Origin of the sequence: Actinoplanes sp. NBRC 103695, from assembly GCF_030269485.1 — a bacterium.
Classification (GTDB): Bacteria; Actinomycetota; Actinomycetes; order Mycobacteriales; family Micromonosporaceae; genus Actinoplanes.
Genome location: NZ_BSTL01000013.1, coordinates 256,522 through 270,578, shown reverse-complemented (window position 1 = coordinate 270,578; position 14,057 = coordinate 256,522). Strand labels below are relative to the sequence as shown.

The window sequence follows — 14,057 nt, the reverse complement described above, 5'->3', positions numbered from 1 at the left end:
CCGATCACGGTACGCGACGGCCCGCATGCATGCCATGTATGAGACGCATACGCGTTCGGCCATGGCCGCAGGGGTTCATTCTCGCGATGCTCACCTGGCAATGATCCGACCATCTGGAGAGTGGCGGTGCCGGTGAGACGCGACGACTTTCCTCGTACCTGGACGATTTGCCTGAGGCTCCGCGCGTGGTGGTGCTTCTCAGCGGTCTCGCGCTGAACGTGATCGACGTCGGATGGAACGAGGCGCACCAAGCGACGGCAATCAGCTTGGATGAGGACAGCGCCACCGAAGCGCTCAGAGGGATCTTCCGGATGGACCACTTCTCTGGCGAAGAGGGATAGGCATGGGATCCCAGATCGAGATCGAGGTCCAACGCGTCGGCGAGGCGCGCGGCATGATTTCTACGACGCTCTTGGTGCCGGACGGCTCGGACCCGGACGCGGACCTGATAGAGCTCCGTTTGACCGACAGCGCTGGAGCCTCCACTGCGACAAGGCTTTCCAGGTCGGAGGCCGAAACCTTTGCATTGGCACTCGCCAGGATCGTCGATGATTTCGTGACAAGGTGTGGAGGCCGGATGCTGGCTGACGTGCTTCGCCAGGAAGCTCGTACGATCACGAGGGATGAGCTATTGAAGCAGTTGCTTACGCTGCCTCGCGACGTCGAGATAAACGTCAACGTCGCCGGCGAGCAACTTGCCATCACGGGCCTCGTCCTGGACGGCCTTTACGGCGGTCTGGCCGACAGCCCTTGGTACTCCTTCCAGCTCAACCGGGGATGCGTGGAAGCGGCGCTGGAAAGTTGGCATGTACCTCCAGAACAGCGGCAGACGATCCTCGACAGCGAACTCTGACGAGAGAGACCAAGACGAGACAGGGGCCAAGACCGAGGCCGAGCCGACGCGCAGGGCGCAACCGATGGAACGCGGGGCGTCCGGGGGCCTCGGCCTCCGGAGTCAGAGCCGCCCGGCGGCCTTCAGGGCCAGGTACATGTCGGCGACCTTCGAGGCGAAGTGGTCGCGGGTCTCGTCGATGACCGTGACGCCGAGCTGGGTGAGGACGGCCCGGACGCGGTCGCGTTCGTCGAGGGACAGTTCGGCGGCGGCCGCCACGTGGACGTCGTCAGCCGTCACGTTGGACTCGGGCAGGCGGGCCAGGCGGGCGGTCTCCGGGTCGCGGACGCTCGCCACCACCACGCGATGGCGGGTGGCCAGCTTGGACATCACCGGGAGCAGGCCCTCGATGATCGGGGCGGCGTCCAGGGCCGTGAAGATGATCACCAGGGCGCGCTTGTGGTCGCGGCGCAGCAGTTCGGCGACGGCCAGGCCGAAGTCGGTCTCGACCAGGGCCGGTTCCAGCGCGGCCAGGCCGGAGATCAGGCGGGCCAGCTTGGTACGGTGGCCGCCGCCCTCGACCCGGGCGCGGATCTCGGTGTCCACGGCCAGCAGGTCCACCCGGTCGTCGGCGCGGGTGGCCAGCACCGAGAGCAGCAGCGCCGCGTCGATGCAGGCGTCCAGGCGGGGCTCGTCGCCGATCCGGGCGGCCGCGGTCCGGCCGGTGTCCAGCAGGCAGAGCACCCGGCGGTCGCGTTCGGGGCGCCACGTCCGCACGACCACGTCCTGGGCCCGGGCGCTGGCCCGCCAGTCGATCGAGCGGACGTCGTCGCCGACCACGTACTCGCGAAGGTTGTCGAACTCGGTGCCCTGGCCGCGCCCGCGGGTCACCACGGCGCCGTCGAAGACCCGCAGCTTCGCCAGTTTCTCCGGCAGCAGGCGGCGGGACGGGAAGCGGGGGAGGACCCGCAGCGTCCACGGTGGGGTGTTCTCCTCGTTCCAGGAGGCGCGGCGCTGCCGGTACGCGAGACGCAACGGCCCGTACGACCGCAGTGTCACGCGCACTGCCGGCCGGTCGCCGTGCCGGGTCGGCGTGAGCGAGGTCGCGATGCTCTCCTCCGTACCCGGGGGAAGCTCCAGCCGGTGCTCCGCGTTGGCCGAACCCGCCGACGGCACCCAGCTGTCCCGCACCGACAGGCGCAGCACCCGACCGGCGGCGTTGCCGACGGTCAGCGTGACCGTCGCCGTCTGGCCCAGCCACACCGTGGTGTCGCCGTCGCGGCGCAGCCGCACCGTGTCCAGCGGCGCCGCCGCCAGCGCGTCCAGGACGGCGACCCCGGCGAGCAGCACCAGCATCCCGGCGAGGACCAGCCACGGCGCCGGCACCACCGCGACGACGAGCGCGCCCGCCGCGATCAGCAGCGCGAACCGGCGGGTGACCATCAGCGCGGCGCGGGCACGGCGGACAGCACCGAGCGCAGCACCGCGTCCACGGTGATGCCGTCCAGTTCGGCCTCCGCCCTCAACCGCACCCGGTGCCGCAACGTGGGCAGCGCGAACGCCTTCACGTCGTCCGGCATCGCGTAGTCGCGGCCGCTCAGCCAGGCGCGCGCCTTGGCCACCGCGAGCAGGGCCGTGGCGCCGCGCGGGGACGCGCCCAGCTCCAGCGAAGGGGCCTGCCGGGTGGCCCGGACCAGGTCCACGATGTACTCCAGCACGGCGTCGGTGACCGCCACCCGGCGCACCGCGGCCCGGCCGGCGGCCAGGTCCTCGGCGGTGGCCACCGCGGTCAGCCCGGCCGCCTTCAGGTCGCGCGGGTCGAAGCCGTGGTGGTGGGCGCGCAGCACGTTGAGCTCGTCGTGGCGTTCCGGCAGCGGCACCGACAGCTTCAGCAGGAACCGGTCCAGCTGCGCCTCCGGCAGCGGGTAGGTGCCCTCGTACTCGATCGGGTTCTGGGTGGCCGCCACGATGAACGGTTCGGGCAGCCGCCGCGACTCGCCGTCGATGCTGACGGTGCGTTCCTCCATCGCCTCCAGCAGCGCGGCCTGCGTCTTCGGCGGCGTCCGGTTGATCTCGTCGGCGAGCAGCAGGTTGGTGAAGATCGGGCCGGGCCGGAAGTTGAACGCGGCGGTCCGGGCGTCGTACACCAGCGAGCCGGTCACGTCGCCGGGCATCAGGTCGGGGGTGAACTGGACGCGCTTGGTCTGCAGGTCGAGACCGGCGGCCAGGGCCCGGACGAGCAGCGTCTTGGCCACTCCGGGCACGCCCTCGAGCAGGACGTGGCCGCCGCAGAGCAGCGCGATCACCACCCCGCCGACGACGGCGTCCTGGCCGACCACGGCCTTGCCGACCTCGGCGCGCAGCCGGCCGAGCGCCTCCACCGAAGAACTCACTGTTTCCCCTTCTCATCGCCGAGCACGGCGCTCACCAGCCGTTGGACGGCAGCGGCCCGCAGAACAAGGTCGTCGTCGGTGTCCTCGGGCTCCCCGACGAGGACGCCGCGTACTTCTTCGGCCGGCAGATTCAGCTCGGCCGCCACCCGGTTCGACACGGCGTCCAGATCGAGTGGCAGGTCGAAGTGCGCGGCCAACCGGCGCAGGGCCGCGGCCTGGACGGTGGCCAGGGAGGCGTCGCGTGCTCCGGCCCGCCGATAGAGACCGGCCAGTCCGCGTACGGTCTCCGAGGCGCGCACCCGGGCCGGCAGCGGCTCGGTCACCGGCGCGCCCAGCCGCCGTGCGGACGCCGCCGCGAACGCGACCATCGCCAGGATGACCAGCAGCACCGCCGCCCAGAACGCCTGCGGGAACGCGTCGAGGACGGACTGCTCGTCGGGCTGCTGCCGCGCCGACGGGTCGCCCTCGCTCTGGCCCTGGCCCTGGTCCGACCGGCTGTCGGAGCTGTCGCCGGACTCGTCGCCGTTGCCGACCTCACCGCGGTCGCCCTCGTCGGGGCCGGCCGGTTCGCCGTTCACCTGGTCGGGCGGCGGCCCCGGCTCCCGTTCGTGCAGGTCCAGCCAGACCACCGTGGATCCGCGGCCGAGCAGCTCGACGGCGAAGTCGGCGTTGGACCATTCGCCCTGCCGGTCGTTGCGGAACGGGTCCGGCGCGCCGACCAGCGTGATCGGCGGGCCGCCGCGGTCCACCTCGACCACGCCGCCGTTGTAGCAGCTCAGCAGCTGACCTTCGGCGGGCGCGTACTGCCAGCGCAGCACCGCGGCCCGGCCGGTGGCGAACGCCGCGTTGCAGCCGGGGTCCGGCGCGGCGGCGGTCCAGCGGGGACCGGCCTGCGGCACGAGCGCGTCCAGCTTCGACAGCACCGACCGGTTCGGGGCGACCAGCACGATCCGCACCGACGGCGGCACGATCCGGAAGTCGTCGAGGTACTCGGGCCGGATCATCTCGGGCGCGGGCACGAAGATGGTGGCGTTGCGGGCGGTGGTGGCGGCGGCGAGCGCCTCGGGGGTGCTGGTCCGCCGTTGCACGGCGACACCCTGCTGGGTCAGGCGGTCGGCGAGGGCGGCGGCGCCGTCGTCGGTCCGGGCGATGGGGGAGAGGTACGTGGGTTCGCTCGGATCCGGCTGCTGTACGGCGTGCGTGATCAGCGTGGTGGCCACGATGGCCGCCGCGATCGCCGGTGGGATGGCTGCCTTGAGCCAGTTCTTCATAGGGAGCTCTGTTTCACAAGGCTGCCCTGACCTGGTCGGTGAGGGTGCGCATGTGCTGGTCGTGGGCCTGCGCGGCGGGGCGCTGGCCGTACCAGACCTCGGCGAACAGCTCGGTGGCGCCGCCCAGCGGGCCGGCCACCGCGGGCCGCTGCCCGCCGGCCATGGTGGCGAGCTCGGCGGCCGTCCAGCCCGGCTGCGGCGGAACCAGACGCGCGGCGATCAGCTCGCCGAGGATCACCCGCAGGCGCTGGCGGAGGGCTTCGGCGTACCGGCCCTCGGCGGCCAGCTGGTCGGCCAGCGTGAGGTCGGCGACGGCGGCCTCCGGCTCGGCCGGGGTGATCACCGCCTCGGTGGCGTCGTCGGCGACCCGCTTCGCCTTCGGCGCCTTCGCCTTCTTGGGCCGGCGGCGTATCCAGTCGGGCAGCGCGAACCGCTTCGGCACCCAGCGCGGGAAGAAGTACCAGAGGGTGCCGGCCAGCGCACCGGCGAAGAGCAGCAGCAGGATCGCGGTGCCGGCCGGAATCACGTCGAAGATGATCGCGGCGGTCTCGTCCCAGATCCGGCTCACGGGACGTGCACCAGGGTCTTGTCCACGTCGCCGCCGAGGCTGCGGGTCCGGCTGATCAGGATGTCCAGCCCCTCGGTCCGCACCCGCACGTCGATCACCAGCACGGCGGAGACACAGGCCAGGGCCGCGTACGCGACGCCGTTGCCGAGCGCCCGCGCGGCCGGCACCACCCAGGTCTGGAATTCCGGCTCGGCCCCGGTGATCAGCCGGACCATCTCGGTCCACCCGATGCCCAGCGCGCCACGCACCGCGGCCCAGGTCAGATAGGCGGTGATCAGGATCCAGAAGCCGCGGGCGGTCTGCCGCCCGGCCAGCCGCATCGCCCGCCCGAGCGGGTTCTTCGCCCGGTCGATCACCAGCGCCGCCGGGGTCATCGCGAAGAACCCGTAGAAGACCGCCCACGGGATGACCACGAGCAGCGCCCCGACCGTGCCCACCGCGCCCAGCCACAGCGCGAGCCCCGCCGCGGCGAGCGGCCGGGACCGCCGCCACAGCGCCCGGTGCCGCACCTCCTGGCCGAGCAGGGCCGGCCCGGCGGCCGCGGCGGCGTACGCCCCGAGCAGCGTGAGGACGAACAGTTCGGTGCCGAACCCGGCGGCGACGGTGATCCACCACGGGATCAGGTAGGCCTCGGTCGGCCCGTACCAGGGCGGCGTCAGGTGCGCCCAGGAGCGCATCGGCGCGAGAGCCACCTGCTCCGCGGCGGCGAGCAGGATGCCGGCGGCGAACAGCGGCAACGCCCGGCGCCGCAACAGCGCCATAGCCGCGTCGAGCAGCTCGCCGAGCGTCATCGGGCGCAGCGGAAGCTCCGGCTGCCCTGACATGGGCCGCATCCTATTTCACAGGGTCATCCCGGTTATCGTGCCCGGGTGACTTTCCAACTCACTCGACGTGGCGTGCTCGCCGCCTCGGCGGCCACCGCTGCCGCCGCGGCCGCACCGTTCACGGTCTCGGGGCCGGTCACCGCCGGCGCCCGTACGTTCAAGCTTTCGGTGCTCGGGACCTCCGACACGCACGGCAACGTCTACAACTGGGACTACTACTCCGACGCCGAGTACGACGACAGCGCGCACAACGATGTCGGCGTCGCCAAGCTGGCCGCCCTGGTCAACCAGATCCGGGCCGAGCGTGGCGTCACCACGCTGGTGCTGGACGCGGGCGACACGATTCAGGGGACGCCGCTGGCCACCTACTACGCCAAACAGGAGCCGATCACCGAGACCGGCGCGAAGCACCCGATGGCCAAGGCCATGAACGTGCTGCACTACGACGCCGTGACGCTCGGGAACCACGAGTTCAACTACGGGCTGCCGCTGCTGAACCTCTGGATCCGCCAGCTCGGTTTCCCGGCCCTGGCGGCCAACGCGGTGAATGTGGCGACGGGGCGGCCGGCCTTCCGCCCGTACACCATCAAGAAGTTGACCTTGGGAAACACGACGCTGCGGGTGGGGATCCTCGGCCTGACCAACCCGGGCGTGGCGATCTGGGACCGGGCCGTCGTGGAGGGCGTGCTCCGCTTCGACGACCTGGTCGCGACGGCAGCGAAGTACGTGCCGATCATGCGCCGCAACGGTGCGGACATCGTGCTGATCTCGGCGCACGGCGGGGACAGCGGCACCTCCAGTTACGGCCCGGAGCTGCCGGTCGAGAACCCGAGCGCGCTGATCGCCGAGCAGGTGCCGGGCATCGACGCGATCCTGTTCGGCCACGCGCACAACGAGGTGGCGCAGCGCTTCGTCACGAACACCGCGACCGGCGCCCAGGTGCTGCTCTCCGAGCCGTCGAAGTGGGGCCAGCGGCTGACCCGGATGGACTTCACGCTGACCCGGGAGCGCGGCCGCTGGACGATCACCGACAAGCGGGCGGCCACCCTCAACACCAACACGGTCGCCGAGGACCCCGAGGTGGTCAAGGCGGTGCGACGGCAGCACGCCACCACCGTCGCGTACGTCAACCAGGTCGTCGCCACCTCGACGGTGGAGCTGAGCGCCGCCGAGTCGCGGTACAAGGACACGCCGATCCTGGACTACATCAACAAGGTGCAGACGGACACGGTGACCTCGGCGCTGGCCGGCACCGAGTACGCCGGCCTGCCGGTGCTCTCCATCGCGGCGCCGTTCAGCCGGACCGCGGTGTTCCCGCAGGGCGACGTGAAGATCAAAGATGTGGCCGGGCTCTACATCTACGACAACACCCTGGAGGCGGTGGTCCTCACCGGCGCCGAGGTGAAGGCGTACCTGGAGTACTCGGCGAAGTACTTCGTCACGCTGGCGCCGGGCGCCCCGGCCGACCCGGCGACGATCAGCGACCCCGCGGTGCCGGACTACAACTACGACACCATCTCTGGCATCGCGTACGACATCGACATCAGCAAACCGGTCGGTTCACGCATCGTCATCGACGTGGCGCGGGACGCCCGGTTCGTGGTGGCCGTCAACAACTACCGGCGCAGCGGCGGCGGCAACTTCCCGGGCATCGTGAAGACCCAGGTCTACAACGCCCAGCAGGAGATCCGGCAGTTGCTGATCGACTGGGCGCAGGAACGCGGCGCGATCGACCCGGCCGACTTCTTCGTACCCAACTGGCGCCTGACCCGGGCCGGCGAGCCCGTCTTCTAGAAAGTGCTACGCGGCGCACCCCTCCCCGCCGGAGGGTGCGCCGCGAGTCTCTGTGATTACTTCTTGCGGACCACGGCCCACTTGGCGTCCGTGCCCGAGGTGACGGTCACGGTGCCGGTACGCCCGTCCTCGAGCGTGAGCGCGCAGTCGTACGCCCGGATGCCGCCGACGTCCCGGACGGCCATCGGGTCACAGTTGACCGCGGTGGCGCTGACACCGAGCAGGCTCTTGAGCTGGCCGTCCTTGAGCATGTTCTTCTCGACCTGGGTGGTGATGCCCTGCTCCCGGTACTGGTTCCAGGCCGGCAGGGCGACCGCGACGGTGATCGTCCAGAAGACCGCGCCGATAGCCAGCGTCGCCGCCCAGGTGATCCAGTACGGCGCCGGGCTGTTGCCGCCGCGGCGGGCCATGTCGGCACGCCGGGCGGCGGAGACCGCGCCGAGAGCGCTGAGGAAGAACGTCCAGATCGCGACCGGCCACCACGCGGGCGGGGTGGGCCGGGAGGCGTTGCGCATCTCCTCCGGGTAGGGCACCAGGAGCTGCCCGGTCTGCAGGTAGGGCTGGTACTCGGGTCCGGCCGGCCCGTTCTCGGTCGGCCCGTTCTCGGTCGGCTGCGGTGCGGGGTTCGCCCACGGCGGGGCGGTCGAGTACGCCGACGGCGGCGGGTGGGGAAGCTGAGTCGTCATGGCGAGGGCCTTTGCGAGTAGCGGCGGGGGTGCAGTGCCTTGCCGAAGTGGTCCCACCATCGGCGGGACGGGGGCGGACATGAGCTACTTCTTGCCGATGTTCCACAGGTTCTGGACTTCGGCCGCGCTCAGCGCCCGGTTCCAGATGCTCACCTCGTCGATGTCGCCGTCCATCGCGTTCGTCCCGGACTCGTTGACGGCCAGCCGGTTGTTCGACCCGACCATGCTGGTCGCCGTGACCGCGTCCTTCTCGACGCCGTTGACGTACAGCCTTGCCATGGCGCCGTCGTACACGCCGACCACGAACTTCCAGGTGCCGTCCTTCGCCCAGTCGGACTTGCCGGCACCGCCGGCCGTCGCGCGCACAGAGGCGGTCTGGTCCATCACGAAGCGCATGTAGGTGCCGTCGGTGGAGAACGCCAGCAGGTAGTTGACGTCGCCGGCGGTGGACGTGCCCTTGAACACCAGCCGGCCGAACGTGACCCCGTTCGTGCTGGTCCAGCAGGCCACGGTCATCGGCGCGGTCATCCTGTAGGCGGCGTTGGTGCTGCTGGCGTAGGTGTTGGCCACCTTCGAGAAGCGCAGCGACGGGTCGGGGTCGCCGCGCAGCCCGCTCGCGGCCAGCGCGCTGGTGCCGCTGACGGTGAGCGGGCTGACGTTCATCACGTCGGTGATCGAGGCGGTGTTGTTCATCCGCCAGTAGGAGACCGGCGCCGAGGCGACCACCGTCTGGTAGTAGAAGGCCGTCGAGGCCCAGGTCTGGCTCGCGCTGGTCGACCGGGTCCAGGCCGCCCGGGAGGTGCCCCAGGAGGTGCCGGCCGCGCCGGCACTCGCGGCGAGCACGCAGACCACGGCGGCGGCGAGCGCGGGTTGCTTCCGGCTTTTCTTCCGTACGGGGCTCTTCTTGAATAGGGGGCTTTTCTTCAGTACCGGGCTTTTCTTCAGTACGGGGAGGAGCACGCTGATCGTGATCAGCAGGATTCCGGCGACCGGCGCCCCGCGTCCGAGATAGAGCTGCGCCAGCCCTGCGAGCGGCACCACGATGCGGGCGGTGCCGATGATCTCCTGCGGGCCGATGAGCCGCGAGTCCGGCTGCGGGTTCGCGTCGCCCTTGGTTCGGTAACTACCGTCCGGCAACCGTTCGACAACACGGTGCGTCACGGGCTGGGCGCCGGGCCGGACGGGCTTCACGACCACGAGGGTGCCGACCCGCACAGAATCGTGATCTCCGGCGGCCACGACCACGTCACCGGGCCGTACCAGAGGCGTCATCGACCCGGACGTGACGGTGTAGGCGTCCCAGCCCCAGGCCAGCGGAATCAGCACCCAAGCACCGAGCGTGAGCACCATCATCAGGACCATCACGAACGTCACGCGGACGGCCTCGGCGATCAGCCGGCCCGCTCCACCATCCGGGTGCCGGTGCCTGCCGCTTCGTTCCCTGCGGTGCCGGCCGGGCCTCACACGGTCTGCGCCTCCCACGTGAACGTCGCCGACGCGGTCTTGTTCTGGGCGGCCGGCACGTTCTGCACGGTCACCGTGAACCGGTACGTCAGCTTCTCGTTCACGACGCTAGGCCCCCACGAGCCCACCCCGTTGGCAAACGAGTTCATCGCGGCGAAATCGGTCAGCGTCCCGGTGAACGGGGTGCTGCTCAGCGCCCAGCCGGCGCAGTTGCCGCCGACGGAGGTGCTGGACCCGACGTCCACGGTCACATTCAGGTAGTCGGCCAGGCCGGTGCCGGCGACCGCGCTGCTGTACAGCTTGACCGCGGCGGGCACGGTGGCGCCCTTGTACGTGACGACGATGCACTTGGTCAGCGTCTGCCCGTTGACCAGCGCGCCGTCGGTGCCGCTGTTGAACACGGCCGAGCCGGTGCCGTCGCTGGTGATCTCCGCGCCGCCCGAGGCCCAGGTGTTGTTCGTCGACGTGCTGCCGGTGAACACGGCCTGGGTGGTCCGGACGATCATGGTGGAGGTCAGGGAAGCGCCGAGCAAGACCCCCAGCAGCGTCGCCACTCGTGTCCTGTTCAACGCCATGAGAGCCTCTTCCTTTTAGCGGGTCGAGACTCCCTTTCGGTTACGCAGCGTCACACTTGAGAAGTACTGGAAACTTCAACCTGCAACTCGGTCACCCAGTGGTCGAAGTCTCCGGGCGGGCAGTCCAGGTACACCTGCTCGGCGAGCTGGGCACGCCGCATCCGGAGCATCCCGCGCAGCTCACCGGCGTCGACCTTCTCGTCGATCATGGCCTGGACCTGCTCCGGCGTGAAGCCGAGGTCCTTGAGCGCGACGATCCGGTTGAGCGAGGTCAGCTGCGCCGCGGTGTAGTAGCGGTAGCCGCTGGGCTTCTCGACCCGCGCCGGGCGGAGCAGACCGATCGCATCGTAGTGGCGCAGCATGCGGACCGAAACCCGGCCGAGGTTGGCGAACTCCCCGATCCGGAACATGTCGCCCTCGTCGTCGCTGCTGTCGCCCTCGTCGCTGCCGTCGCCGTCGTCGTCGCCTTAGAGCCCGATGTTGACGCCGGTGACGCCGGGCCCAGCGCCCTGGTTGCCGTCCTCCTCGCCGCCACCCTCGTCGGGCGTGGTCGGCTCCGTCGTCGGCGTGGTCGGCTCGCCCGTGTCCGGCGGGTCGTCCGGCGGCTGGCTGGCCGGCGGCTTGCTCGTTTTCGTCGGCGTCGGCGAGGCCGACTTGCTCGGCGTCGGCTTGGTGTTCGGCGGCGGCGCGGGCACGTTGGGCTGGCTGTCCCCGGTCGGCGGCGCCTCGGCCGGGCCGGTCGGCTCGTCCGAGTCGGTGGTCTCGCTGACCTCGGAGGACGGGGTGGGCGTCGGCTCGACCACGGCGCTGTCGCTGTTGGTGGGCCGCAACGCCAGCGCGAGGGCCAGGCCGGCCGCGGCGAGCCCCAGAGTGATGACCATGACGAGTACGGCCAGCTGACCGCGCGACGTCCGCCTGCCCCGGCCCCTCGGCTGCTGCGGCGGCGCCGGTGCCACCGCCGGGGCCGGCCGGGTGTTCCGCGGCATCGGCACCTGCCGGGTCGGCGCGGACGGGCTCAGCGGAGCGGCCAGCGAGGTGCCGGTGAGCGACGTGCCGGTCATCGTGCGGTAGTCCAGTGGCCGCGTCGCCGCCAGGGCCGCCTCGGCGAAGTCGGCGGCGCTGGTGAACCGGTCGTCCGGGTGCTTGGCCATCGCCCGGCTGATCAGCTGCCGTACGGGCGCGGGCACCTCGTCGGGCAGCGGCGCCGGCTCGTCCTCCAGGTGCATCAGGGCGACCTGGAGCGCGTTGTCGCCGTCGAACGGCGGCCGGCCGGCGAGGCAGTGGTAGGCGACCGCGCCCAGCGCGTAGATGTCCGTCGCCGGGGTGACCTTGCCCTTGGCCACCTGCTCCGGCGCCATGTAGAGGGCGGTGCCGACGATCGAGTTGATCCCGGTCACGCTGGTCACCGCGTTGGACCGGGCCACCCCGAAGTCCACCAGGATGACCGCGCCGGTCGGCCGGATCATCAGGTTGCCCGGTTTCACGTCCCGGTGGACGGTGCCGTTCTCGTGCGCGGCGTGCAGGGCGTCGGCCGCCTGCGACACGATCGACATGGTCTCGGTGACGTCGAGCCGGCCCACCTCCTTGAGGCGGGAGGACAGGGGCTCGCCCTCCACGTACGCCATGACGAGGTAGGCGCACTGGTCGTCGCCGTTGCCGGTGGAGCTCGCGTAGTCGAACACCTCGACGACGCCCGGGTGCCGGAACGCCGCCATCATCCGGGCCTCGCCGTAGAACCGGGCCGAGAACTCCGGGTCGGACATCATGTTGTCCCGCAGCACCTTGACCGCGATCGTGCGGCCGAGCACGACGTCGGTGCCCTTCCAGACGTCGCCCATCCCGCCCGTGGCGATGCGCTCGTCCAACCGGTAACGGTTGTCGAGGAGATGACCGACGTCGAGCACCAGAGCGGACCTATCTGTGTGGGGAGGCTGAGGGAGCGGGTCGTGTTGTTGTGGCTGATGCGACCGGGTGGGTCGTGCTGTTGTGGCTGATGCGACAACTCGCCATGCTACCGAGCCGGGGCGGTCATCGGCGGACCAGCGGTGGCACGCGGCGCCCCGCCGCCGAGTCGGCGATCAGCTGGGACAGGCGTCGTGACCTGGTATCTTCCCGTTTTGCGCTGACCACCCAGTGGACTGCGGAACGACGGTAACCCGAAGATTGTGCCGAGAACCACTCCCAGGCGCCCGCGTCGGCCTGGAGCTGGGCCAGTTGTTCCGGCGCGAGTTCGGCGTCCGCCGGCTGCTCGTACGAGTAGATCGCCACCCGATCGGGTTTGCGCTCGTCGAAGACTTTCTGCCCCGCCGGGCGCATCAGACCCTGTTCGGCCAGCCGCGCCACGGTCGCGATGTTCACCGCGCTCCATACGCTGCCCTTCCGGCGCGGCGTGAACCGCACCTGATGGCGCTCGTCGTCGATGCGCCGGCCGATGCTGTCGATCCAGCCGAAACACAACGCCTGCTCGATCGCCTCGGTGTGCGAGACGCCCGTCCTGCCGGTGTGCTTCTTGTAGTACCCGACGAACAGCTCCGGCGCCGAGTCGTGGTGCTTTTCGAACCATTTACGCAGTTCAGCGGCGTCGGCGAAGAACACGGCGTCGGTCATCGGCACAGCTTATGGCGGCCGGGCGACAAGGTGCGCCGCCCGGCCGCGAGAGAATCAGCCGCGCTTCTCCGGGGTGACGACGACCGCCGACTCGGCCAGCTCGAGCTCTTCCTCCTGAGCCTGCCGCTCGGCCGCCGCCCGGGCAGCGTTGGCCGCCGCCCAGCCCACGGCAACCCCGACCAGTCCGACCCCGACCAGCAGCGCCCACGGCAGAGGCCGCCGCCGCCCGGCCAGCGCGTCGGCAGCCAGAGCCGCCCGCGACCACGCCTCGTTACCGGCTGCGGACACCCGGTCACCGGCCTGCTCGGCCAGCTTGACCCCCGAATGCTGCGCCGAGGCCGCGAGCCCCGCCGCCACACCCGCGATCGCGGCCGACCGCTTGGCGGCCTGGTCAGCGACCTTAGAAGACTGCTTGGAGGCCTTGTCGGCAACCTTCGAAGCCTGGTCCACCAAACTCGACGACTTCTTGGACGCGCGGCCCGCGAACTTCGACGACTTCTTGGCGGCCTTGCCGGCCAGCTTCGACGACTTCCGCGACGCACGATCCGCCAGCTTGGAGGCCCGCGCGCTGGTCACGTCAACCGCATGCACGCCCGCGTCGCCGGCCGTGGCCACCGCGGACGACAGGTATTCCCACGCCTGAGCGGCCGTCCGCTCAGCCTTGTTCTTCCTCGAGAGCATCGCCAGTCCCGCCTTCCGCTCTGCCGGATTCGCTTCACCGTGCCCATCCCGAGCGCGGAGCAAACACCCGCCGGTTGTCAGCGCTGCCGGTTGTCAGCGCTGCCGGTTGTCAGCGCTGCCGGTTGTCAGCGCTGCCGGTTGTCAGCGCTGTCACCCGCATACCCGCCGGATTCCGGTGCTGCCGGTTTCCCAGTGTCGCCACTCCGCACGCTCGTGGGATCCCGACGCGGCCGGTTCCCCGCATCGCCACGCCGCGCACACCCGCGCAAACATGCCACGCCGCCGCAACCACCCTGCCCATATCGGACGGCTTGAGCCACGTTGGGCGGTTTGGGTCCGCGTCGGGCGGCTTGAGCTCGCGC

General features: G+C 70.9%; 14 protein-coding genes and 1 pseudogene. 3 read left to right on the top strand and 12 right to left on the bottom strand.

Annotated features, from left to right (window positions below; translation table 11 throughout):
- Positions 1–185: 185 nt before the first annotated feature.
- The gene (locus QSK31_RS24805) at positions 186–341 is read left to right on the top strand and encodes a hypothetical protein (protein WP_285686694.1); all 156 of its coding nucleotides are present in this window, start codon (positions 186–188) and stop codon (positions 339–341) included.
- A 2-nt stretch (positions 342–343) separates the two neighbouring features.
- Entirely contained in the window at positions 344–853 is a 510-nt protein-coding gene (locus tag QSK31_RS24800; protein ID WP_285686692.1) for a hypothetical protein, read from the top strand.
- Between the two features lie 102 nt (positions 854–955).
- On the opposite strand, the gene QSK31_RS24795 is transcribed toward QSK31_RS24800, so the two are convergent.
- From QSK31_RS24795 to QSK31_RS24775, 5 genes are read right to left on the bottom strand one after another with little or no spacing between them, the layout of a single operon-like run.
- A complete protein-coding gene (locus QSK31_RS24795) occupies positions 956–2,275 on the bottom strand; it encodes a DUF58 domain-containing protein (protein WP_285686691.1) in 1,320 nt (439 codons plus the stop codon).
- Complete coding sequence (locus tag QSK31_RS24790; RefSeq protein WP_285686690.1) at positions 2,275–3,225, bottom strand: AAA family ATPase; 951 nt, start codon at positions 3,223–3,225, stop codon at positions 2,275–2,277. The genes QSK31_RS24795 and QSK31_RS24790 overlap by 1 nt, the downstream gene beginning before the upstream one ends.
- Positions 3,222–4,496: a DUF4350 domain-containing protein gene (locus QSK31_RS24785; RefSeq protein WP_285686688.1), complete on the bottom strand. Its 1,275-nt coding sequence runs from the start codon at positions 4,494–4,496 to the stop codon at positions 3,222–3,224. Before QSK31_RS24785 ends, QSK31_RS24790 begins: the two co-directional genes overlap by 4 nt.
- 13 nt (positions 4,497–4,509) lie before the next feature.
- Entirely contained in the window at positions 4,510–5,064 is a 555-nt protein-coding gene (locus QSK31_RS24780) for a DUF4129 domain-containing protein (RefSeq protein WP_285686687.1), read from the bottom strand.
- Entirely contained in the window at positions 5,061–5,888 is an 828-nt protein-coding gene (locus tag QSK31_RS24775; protein ID WP_285686686.1) for a hypothetical protein, read from the bottom strand. The genes QSK31_RS24780 and QSK31_RS24775 overlap by 4 nt, the downstream gene beginning before the upstream one ends.
- 45 nt (positions 5,889–5,933) lie before the next feature.
- Here QSK31_RS24775 and QSK31_RS24770 point away from each other — a divergent pair, with 45 nt between their 5' ends.
- Complete coding sequence (locus tag QSK31_RS24770; RefSeq protein WP_285686685.1) at positions 5,934–7,682, top strand: bifunctional metallophosphatase/5'-nucleotidase; 1,749 nt, start codon at positions 5,934–5,936, stop codon at positions 7,680–7,682.
- Between the two features lie 56 nt (positions 7,683–7,738).
- Here QSK31_RS24770 and QSK31_RS24765 read toward each other — a convergent pair whose 3' ends face one another.
- From QSK31_RS24765 to QSK31_RS24735, 7 genes and pseudogenes are all read right to left on the bottom strand, one after another.
- On the bottom strand, positions 7,739–8,368 hold the full coding sequence (locus QSK31_RS24765; protein WP_285686684.1) for a hypothetical protein: 630 nt from the start codon (positions 8,366–8,368) through the stop codon (positions 7,739–7,741).
- Positions 8,369–8,452: 84 nt separating this feature from the next.
- Positions 8,453–9,742 carry a signal peptidase I gene (locus tag QSK31_RS24760; RefSeq protein WP_285686683.1) on the bottom strand — a complete coding sequence of 430 codons (1,290 nt, stop codon included), beginning with the start codon at positions 9,740–9,742 and terminating at the stop codon, positions 8,453–8,455.
- Positions 9,743–9,828: 86 nt separating this feature from the next.
- Complete coding sequence (locus QSK31_RS24755; RefSeq protein ID WP_285686682.1) at positions 9,829–10,407, bottom strand: hypothetical protein; 579 nt, start codon at positions 10,405–10,407, stop codon at positions 9,829–9,831.
- A gap of 122 nt (positions 10,408–10,529) precedes the next feature.
- Positions 10,530–10,817 (bottom strand): annotated as a pseudogene (locus tag QSK31_RS24750) (MerR family transcriptional regulator); the annotation flags it as partial.
- Between the two features lie 57 nt (positions 10,818–10,874).
- Positions 10,875–12,311, bottom strand: a complete 1,437-nt coding sequence (locus QSK31_RS24745; protein WP_285686681.1) for a serine/threonine-protein kinase — start codon at positions 12,309–12,311, stop codon at positions 10,875–10,877.
- A gap of 124 nt (positions 12,312–12,435) precedes the next feature.
- The gene (locus tag QSK31_RS24740) at positions 12,436–13,002 is read right to left on the bottom strand and encodes a YdeI/OmpD-associated family protein (protein WP_285686680.1); all 567 of its coding nucleotides are present in this window, start codon (positions 13,000–13,002) and stop codon (positions 12,436–12,438) included.
- A gap of 66 nt (positions 13,003–13,068) precedes the next feature.
- Positions 13,069–13,695 carry a hypothetical protein gene (locus QSK31_RS24735; protein ID WP_285686679.1) on the bottom strand — a complete coding sequence of 209 codons (627 nt, stop codon included), beginning with the start codon at positions 13,693–13,695 and terminating at the stop codon, positions 13,069–13,071.
- Between the last annotated feature and the right edge of the window lie 362 nt (positions 13,696–14,057).

Bases quoted from the DNA above. Each gene is read 5' to 3' on its own strand.
- QSK31_RS24800 (WP_285686692.1), top strand. From the start codon at position 344: ATGGGATCCCAGATCGAGATCGAGGTCCAACGCGTCGGCGAGGCGCGC.
- QSK31_RS24795 (WP_285686691.1), bottom strand. From the start codon at position 2,275: ATGGTCACCCGCCGGTTCGCGCTGCTGATCGCGGCGGGCGCGCTCGTC.
- QSK31_RS24785 (WP_285686688.1), bottom strand. From the start codon at position 4,496: ATGAAGAACTGGCTCAAGGCAGCCATCCCACCGGCGATCGCGGCGGCC.
- QSK31_RS24775 (WP_285686686.1), bottom strand. From the start codon at position 5,888: ATGTCAGGGCAGCCGGAGCTTCCGCTGCGCCCGATGACGCTCGGCGAG.
- QSK31_RS24765 (WP_285686684.1), bottom strand. From the start codon at position 8,368: ATGACGACTCAGCTTCCCCACCCGCCGCCGTCGGCGTACTCGACCGCC.
- QSK31_RS24755 (WP_285686682.1), bottom strand. From the start codon at position 10,407: ATGGCGTTGAACAGGACACGAGTGGCGACGCTGCTGGGGGTCTTGCTC.
- QSK31_RS24735 (WP_285686679.1), bottom strand. From the start codon at position 13,695: ATGCTCTCGAGGAAGAACAAGGCTGAGCGGACGGCCGCTCAGGCGTGG.